The sequence below is a fragment of the Frateuria sp. genome (assembly GCF_013362045.1).
GTDB lineage: Bacteria > Pseudomonadota > Gammaproteobacteria > Xanthomonadales > Rhodanobacteraceae > Frateuria_A.
The window spans coordinates 1-7,028 of record NZ_JABFWW010000276.1; the positions used below are offsets into that span (position 1 = coordinate 1).

Sequence of the window (7,028 nt, forward strand, 5' to 3'; positions counted from 1 at the left end):
CGCCGGTGCGTGGCGGGGAGGGCTCACTCGCACGGGGTCTACTGCGGCGCATGCTCCGCCGCAACCCTTAGCCGTGCCTTACGCGACGGCGGTGGGCGCCTGCATGACTTCAGGCCCATGAACTAGTACGAACTTAATACTAAGGTTTACACCGACCCAGGCGGCAGTGCAGGTAAGCGGCGTGGACGAGCGCATCGGCCATCTGAAGAAATTCCAGAAGGAGCTCTCCGCGGGCACCGTGTCGCTGGTGCTGCTGGCGGTGCTGGGACAGTCGCGCCAGCCGCTGTATGGCTACCAGATCGCCAAGCGGCTGGAGGAACTGGGCGAGGGCGTGCTGGCGGGCAAGCAGAGCGCGCTGTACCCGGTGCTGCGCAACCTGGAGGCGGCGGGGCTGCTGGCCAGCGAGGTGGAGCCTTCGGTGAGCGGGCCGCCGCGCCGCTATTACCGCATCACCCGGCCGGGGCGGGACGTGCTGCGCGAATGGGTCGCGGCCTGGAACGCCACGCGTGATTCCGTCGACAAGGTTCTTCAAGGAGAGGTGTGATGAACGCACCGCGCACGATCGATCAATACCTCGACCAACTGCGCCAGGCGCTGCATGGCGCCGATCCGGCGCTGGTGCAGGATGCGCTCTACGACGCAGAGGAGCACCTGCGCGCGGAACTGGCCGAACAGCCCGGGCGCAGCGAGGCGGACATGCTCGCCCAGGTCGCGGGCAGCTACGGCGCGCCGGACGAAGTGGCCGAGCTCTACCGCGACCAGGAGATCCGCATCCAGCGTGCGCTGCGCCCGCCGCCGCCGCCGAAGCGCCGCTCGCTGGCGGGGCGCTTCTTCGGCGTGGCAGCCGACCCGCGCACCTACGGCGCGCTGTTCTACATGGTGCTGGCGCTGGCCACCGGCATCTTCTACTTCGCCTGGGCGGTGACCGGCGTGTCGCTGTCGGCCGGGTTGTCGGTGCTCATCGTCGGGCTGCCCTTCATCGTGCTGTTCTTCGGCTCGGTGCGGGTGCTCTCGCTGGTGGAAGGACGCATCGTCGAGGCGATGCTGGGCGCGCGCATGCCGCGGCGGCCGCCATACCCCACGCAGGGACTGACCCTGATGAAGCGCATCGGCGCGATGTTCACGGACGCGCGCACCTGGACCACGCTGCTCTACATGCTGCTGATGCTGCCGCTGGGGATCTTCTACTTCACCGTGGCGGTGGTGCTGGTTTCCGTGTCGCTGGCGTTCATCGGCGCGCCGATCGCCTGGGCGCTGGACGCCACGGTGCTGCCGGGCCTGTACGTCGGGCACTGGGTGACGATCGACTGGGGCTTGGGCGTGCACGAGCCGGGCTGGGGAGACGCGATCGTGCTGTGCGCGCTGGGCGTGCTGCTGCTGTTCGCTACGCTGCACCTGGCGCGCGGGCTCGGCCGCATGCATGGGCAGGTGGCACGGCACCTGCTCGTGCGCGGGAGCTGAGGCGGTGTCGGATTGACCGGCGGGACCTAGAAATCCTCGCCGTCGATGATTTCCAGGCCGGCATCGAGCCGGCGGGCCTCGGCCTCGGCCACCACGCGCACGGTATCGGCGCGCATGTCGTCGGGTGCGTCGACTTCGACCATGAAGACGCGGCCTTCGCTGTCGTCGACCAGTTGGGCGGAACTGGAGTCGTCGCGTACGCCGAGCATGAAATCCTCGATCTCTTCGACGTGCTCGATGCCGTCGATGCCGTGCAGCACGGAGATGATGGAGTCGGCGCTCTCGCGGTTGCCGATCAGGCGCAGGCGGATCATGGACATGGCGGGCTCCGGCGGGGCATCGTCAAATGCTGGGGCGGGCCGTGTATGCAATGGGTGATCGCGCGATGCCCTTGCGCGCGGGCGCGGGGCCGCGAGGGCTTACCATGAAGGTTTTGCGGATGCCGCCCCATGCCCAAGTCCTACGACCGCGCGTATTTCGACAAGTGGTACCGCGACCCGCGCCATGCCGTGGCGTCATCGGCTGAGCTCCGGCGCAAGGTCACCCTCGCGGTGGCACAGGCGGAGTACTACCTGGGCCGGCCGCTGCGCAACGTGCTGGACGTCGGCTGCGGCGAGGCGCCCTGGCGCGCGCCGCTGCGCGCGCTGCGGCCGGAAGTGGAGTACCGCGGCCTGGATGCGAGCCCCTACGTGGTCGCGCGCTACGGGCGCAGCCGCAACATCGGGCTGGCGCGCTTCGGCCAGCTGGAGCACCTGCGCTTCGACACGCGCTTCGATCTGATCGTGTGCACAGACGTGCTGCACTATCTGAAACCGGCGGAGATCCGCGCCGGCCTGGCCGGCATCGGCGAGATGCTGGAGGGCGTGGCTTTCCTTGAGGTGTTCACCGCCCGCGACGACGTCGTGGGCGACCGCGAGGGCTTCTTCTCGCGCGCGCCGTCCTGGTATCTGCGCCAGTTCGCGCAGGCCGGCCTGCTGCCGTGCGGCTCGCACTGCTACCTCGGGCCGCGGCTGGAGCGGCACGTGGCGGCGCTGGAGCGCGCGCAGATCGCAGGCTAGGCGTTCACGGCGACACCCGAGGCAGGGCGCATAATCGCCCGTCTGCCCGCCGCTCCCGCGGGTCGATCGAGTTTCGTGAGGTTGCAATGTCCATGGGTGGGGAAAACAACTACGGCCAGATGACGCAGGCGCTGGATACGCTTGCCTTGGTGTTCCTTGATCCGCAGGGATGGATCGGCAGCTGGAACGCGGGCGCGGCGCGCATCTTCGGCCATGCCGCCGAAGAGATCGTCGGCGAACCGTTCGAGGTGCTCTTCACGCCCGAAAGCCGCGCCGCCGGGCGTCCCACGCAGGCGTTGGAAAACGCTAGGCAGCACGGGCGCGAGGAGGAAACCGGCTGGCGCCTGGCCCGCAACGGCGAGCGGGTGTGGGTGCGGACCATCCTGGAGGCGGTGCGCGACGAGGCCGGCACGCTGCTGGGCTACGGCCACGTGGCCCGCGACGTGCCTCGCTCCAGTATGGACGAGGGCATATTCGACAGCAGCGAGAAGCAGTTCGGCCTGCTCATCCAGGGCGTGCGCGACTACGCGATCTACATGCTCGACCCGCAGGGCCACGTGGCAAGCTGGAACGCCGGTGCCGAGCGCATCAAGGGCTACCGCGAGGACGAAGTGCTGGGCAAGCATTTCAGCCAGTTCTATTCGCCGGAGGATGCCAACGCCGGCCGCCCCGGCGGCAACTTGGAGTTTGCACGCCGCCATGGCGTATACGAGGGCGAAGGCTGGCGCGTGCGCAAGGACGGCTCGCGCTTCTGGGCGCACGTGGTGATCGACCGGCTCGACGATGCGCAGGGCCGCACCAAGGGTTTCGCCAAGATCACCCGCGACGTCAGCGAGAAGAAGCGCGCCGAGCAGGAACTGGCGACGGCGCGCGAGGCGCTGTTCCAGTCGCAGAAGTCCGAGGCGATCGGCCAGCTCACCGGCGGCGTGGCGCACGACTTCAACAACCTGCTGATGGCCGTGATGGGCAACCTGGAGCTGCTGGGCAAGTGGCTGCCCGATGCGCCGCGGCCGCAGTCGCTGCTGGACAACGCCATGGCCGGCGCGCGGCGCGGCGTTGCGCTGACCCGGCGCATGCTGGCCTTCGCTCGCCGGCAGGAGCTGCACCCGCGCCGGGTCGACGTGCCGCTGCTGGTGCGCGGCATGGCCGACCTGCTGCGGCGCTCGCTCGGCCCGGAAGTGCGGGTCGGTACGCGCTTCCCGCTGCAGCTTCCGCACGTGCTGATCGATGCCAATCAACTGGAGCTGGCGCTGCTCAACCTTGCCGTCAACGGCCGTGATGCGATGCCGCAGGGCGGGTGGCTGGAGATCGGCGCGCAGGCCGAGCACGTGGCGGCGGGACACGCCACCGCGCTGGCGCCGGGCGAATACGTCTGCCTGTGGATCGCCGACGAAGGCCACGGCATGGACGAAGAAACCATCCAGCGCGCGACCGAGCCGTTCTTCACCACCAAGGGCGTGGGCAAGGGCACCGGGCTGGGCCTGTCGATGGCCTATGGCCTGGCCGAACAGTCCGGTGGCCGCCTGATGCTGCAGAGCCAGCCGGGCAAGGGCACCACGGTGGAGATCTGGCTACCCGTCGCGCCCGCCAGTCTGGCCGAGGCCGCCGCGCCGCCCGTGCGCGAAGAGGACGCTGTCGAGCCCGAGCGGCGCGCGGCGACCTCGCTCTTCGTGCTGGTGGTGGATGACGACGAACTGGTGCTGCTCAGCACGATGGCGATGGCCGAGGACATGGGGCACCGCGTGCACGGCGTGACCTGCGCCGAGGATGCGCTGGCCTACGTTGATGGCGGCGGCGAGGTCGACGTGCTTGTCACCGACCACGCGATGCCGGGCATGACCGGCGCGCGTCTGGCGCGGCTGCTGCGCGAGCGCCAGCCCACGCTGCCGATCGTGCTGGCCTCCGGCTACGCCGAGTTGCCGGATGTACCCGTGCCCGACCTGGTGCGGCTGGGCAAGCCCTTCACCAAGCGCGATCTGCACCGCTCCATCGAAGAATCGGTGGCGCGTGAAGGCGTGACCGACACTCCCTGAGCGCAGCCCCGACGTCGCCTTAACCCTTGCGGCGCGGCGCCGCCGCCCGCGCGGGTCTGGCACGGCGCGCGTGCATCGGGGCCACACAACCACGGCGCTAGAGTGCCGCCGTCCATCAGGGTCGGTAGGGACGGTGCATGCAACAACCCCAAGATTCCCCCACGCCGGCACCACGGGCATCGTCCGATAGCCAGGCGCGGCTGGAGCTCGCCATGCGTGCGGCCAAGCTGGGCATCTGGGACTGGAACCTGCGCGACAACACCCTCGTCTACTCGCCGCGCGCCCGCGAGATCTGCGGCCTGCCCCCGGGCGACGGGTTGCTGCCCCTGGAACAGGTCCAGGCATGCACGCATCCGGATGACCTGCCGCGCACCCACGCAATGCTGCTGCGCGCGCTCGATCCGGCGCTCCGCGAACGGGCTCCCTACGAATACCGCGTGGTGCGCCCCGACGGCACGGTGCGCTGGGTGCTGGCCTACGGCGAGGTCGAGTTCGCGCGGGTCGACGGCGCCGAACGCGCCGTGCGCTACATCGGCACGCTGCAGGACATCACCGAGCGGCGCCAGCTGCGCGAGGCGCTGGAATCGAGCCGCGCGCGGCTGCAGCTGGCGCTCGATGCCGGGCGCATGGCGGTGTGGGAGGCCGACCTGCGCAACGACGTGATGCACGGTTCGGCCGAGTTCAACCGCCTGCTGGGCTTTCCCGAGGGCGCGGTGCCGACGATGGCGCAGATCCGCGCCGGCTATCCGCCAGGCGAGCGGGAGCGCCTGGATGCCGAAAGGCGCGCGGCGATGGCGCGCGGCGAGCGCTTTTTCGAGGCCGAGTACCGCTACCGTAGACCCAGTGGCGAGCTGCGCTGGCTGCTGCTGCGCGCGCAGATGCTGCTCGAAAGCGACGCGCCCTCGCGCGCGGTCGGCGTACTGATGGACATCACTGCCCGCCGCCGGGCCGAAGAGGAGCTGCGCAACAGCGAGGCGCGGCTGAAGCTCGCCCAGGAGGTGGCCGGCATCGGCGTGTGGGACTGGGAGCTGCCGTCCGGCACGCTGGACTGGTCTGCGCAGATCTACCATCTGTTCGGCATCGAGCCCGGCGTGGAGGATCCATACGCCGCATGGCTGCAGGCGGTGCACCCCGACGACCGCGCAGCGGCCGCCGCCCGCGTGCAGGAGGCCATCGAGCGCCGCGAGCCGCTGGACATGACCTTCCGCATCATCAGGCACGGCGAGGTCCGCTGGATCCGCTCGCAGGGCAGCGTGAGCGACACGGCTGACGGCCAGCCCGGGCGGATGATCGGCGCCTGCCACGACGTCACCGATGCGCACCGCCAGCAGGCGGCGCTGGAGGACCGCAACCGCGCCCTGCAGGAAGCGGCCGAGCGCAGCGGTCGCGAGCGCGAGCGGGTGTTCGAGCTGAGCCAGGACCTGCTGGCCGTGGCCGGCTTCGACGGCTACCTCAGGGAGGTCAACCCGGCCTGGACGCGCATCCTGGGCTACCAGGCGGCCGACCTGCTGGCGCGGCCGTTCCTGGATCTGGTGCATCCGCAAGATCTGGATGCGGCCAGGACGATGATGGCGTGCCTCAAGCAGGGGCGCGCCGTCGCGCCGTTCGCGGACCGCATGCGCAACATCCATGGGCAGTGGCGCTGGATCGCCTGGTCGGCGGTCGCCGAGGGCGAGCTGATCTATGCGGTCGGCCGCGACGTGACCGAAGTGAGGCTGGCCGCGCAGGAGCTCGAAGCGGCCAACCGGCAATTGCGCCGGCAGATCGAGGGCCGCGAGCGGGTCGAGGCGACGCTGCGCCAGATGCAGCGGCTCGAAGCGGTCGGCCAGCTCACCTCGGGTGTCGCGCACGACTTCAACAACCTGCTGACCATCGTGCTGGGCAACCTCGACCTCATCGACATGGCGGTGGAGGAGCCGAAGGTGCGCAGGCGGCTGGAGCTGATGCGCCAGGCCGCCCTGCGCGGCGCCACGCTGACCTCGCAATTGCTCGCCTTCTCGCGCCGGCAGCGCCTGGAGCCGAAGGTGATCGACCTCAACGGCACGGTGCAGGGCATGAGCGAACTGCTGCGCAGCACGATGGGCGGCAGCATCGCCGTGACCACCCGGCGGCAGCCCGGGCTGTGGAGCGCGCTGGTCGACCCCACCCAGATCGAGCTGGTGATCCTCAACCTGGCGATCAATGCGCGCGACGCGATGCCGGCCGGCGGCAGCCTGACCATCCAGACCGCCAACGTGAGCCTGGCGGAGGAGCCCCAGCATCCGGGCGAGCCCGGCCCGGGCGACTATGTCGCCATCGCCGTGGTCGACACCGGCACCGGCATGGCCGACGAAGTGCGCGCGCGGGTGTTCGAACCGTTCTTCACCACCAAGGACGTCGGCAAGGGGTCGGGGCTAGGGCTGGCCCAGGTGCTCGGCTTCGTGCAGCAGTCCGGCGGCGGCGTGCGCATCGAGAGCGCGCCGGGCGAGGGCACCAC

General features: G+C 70.3%; 6 protein-coding genes. 5 read left to right on the forward strand and 1 reads right to left on the reverse strand.

Going from position 1 to position 7,028, the window contains the following annotated elements:
• Positions 1-181 precede the first annotated feature (181 nt).
• Both HOQ08_RS13355 and HOQ08_RS13360 read left to right on the forward strand, forming a co-directional pair.
• Positions 182-544 carry a PadR family transcriptional regulator gene (locus HOQ08_RS13355; RefSeq protein ID WP_291195772.1) on the forward strand — a complete coding sequence of 121 codons (363 nt, stop codon included), beginning with the start codon at positions 182-184 and terminating at the stop codon, positions 542-544.
• Positions 544-1,461 carry a sensor domain-containing protein gene (locus HOQ08_RS13360; protein ID WP_291195774.1) on the forward strand — a complete coding sequence of 306 codons (918 nt, stop codon included), beginning with the start codon at positions 544-546 and terminating at the stop codon, positions 1,459-1,461. The genes HOQ08_RS13355 and HOQ08_RS13360 overlap by 1 nt, the downstream gene beginning before the upstream one ends.
• Positions 1,462-1,487: 26 nt before the next feature.
• Here the strand turns inward: HOQ08_RS13360 and HOQ08_RS13365 are convergent, their stop codons facing one another.
• Positions 1,488-1,781: a hypothetical protein gene (locus HOQ08_RS13365; protein ID WP_291195776.1), complete on the reverse strand. Its 294-nt coding sequence runs from the start codon at positions 1,779-1,781 to the stop codon at positions 1,488-1,490.
• A gap of 129 nt (positions 1,782-1,910) precedes the next feature.
• Between HOQ08_RS13365 and HOQ08_RS13370 the strand changes: the two genes are divergently transcribed.
• The 3 genes from HOQ08_RS13370 to HOQ08_RS13380 all read left to right on the forward strand — a co-directional run.
• Positions 1,911-2,519 (forward strand): class I SAM-dependent methyltransferase, encoded by a 609-nt coding sequence (locus tag HOQ08_RS13370; RefSeq protein WP_291195778.1) that lies wholly within the window; start codon positions 1,911-1,913, stop codon positions 2,517-2,519.
• Between the two features lie 86 nt (positions 2,520-2,605).
• Positions 2,606-4,552 (forward strand): PAS domain S-box protein, encoded by a 1,947-nt coding sequence (locus HOQ08_RS13375; RefSeq protein WP_291195780.1) that lies wholly within the window; start codon positions 2,606-2,608, stop codon positions 4,550-4,552.
• Between the two features lie 212 nt (positions 4,553-4,764).
• Positions 4,765-7,028, forward strand: a 2,264-nt coding sequence (locus HOQ08_RS13380; RefSeq protein ID WP_291195782.1) for a PAS domain-containing protein, incomplete at its 3' end; no start/stop codon positions are given.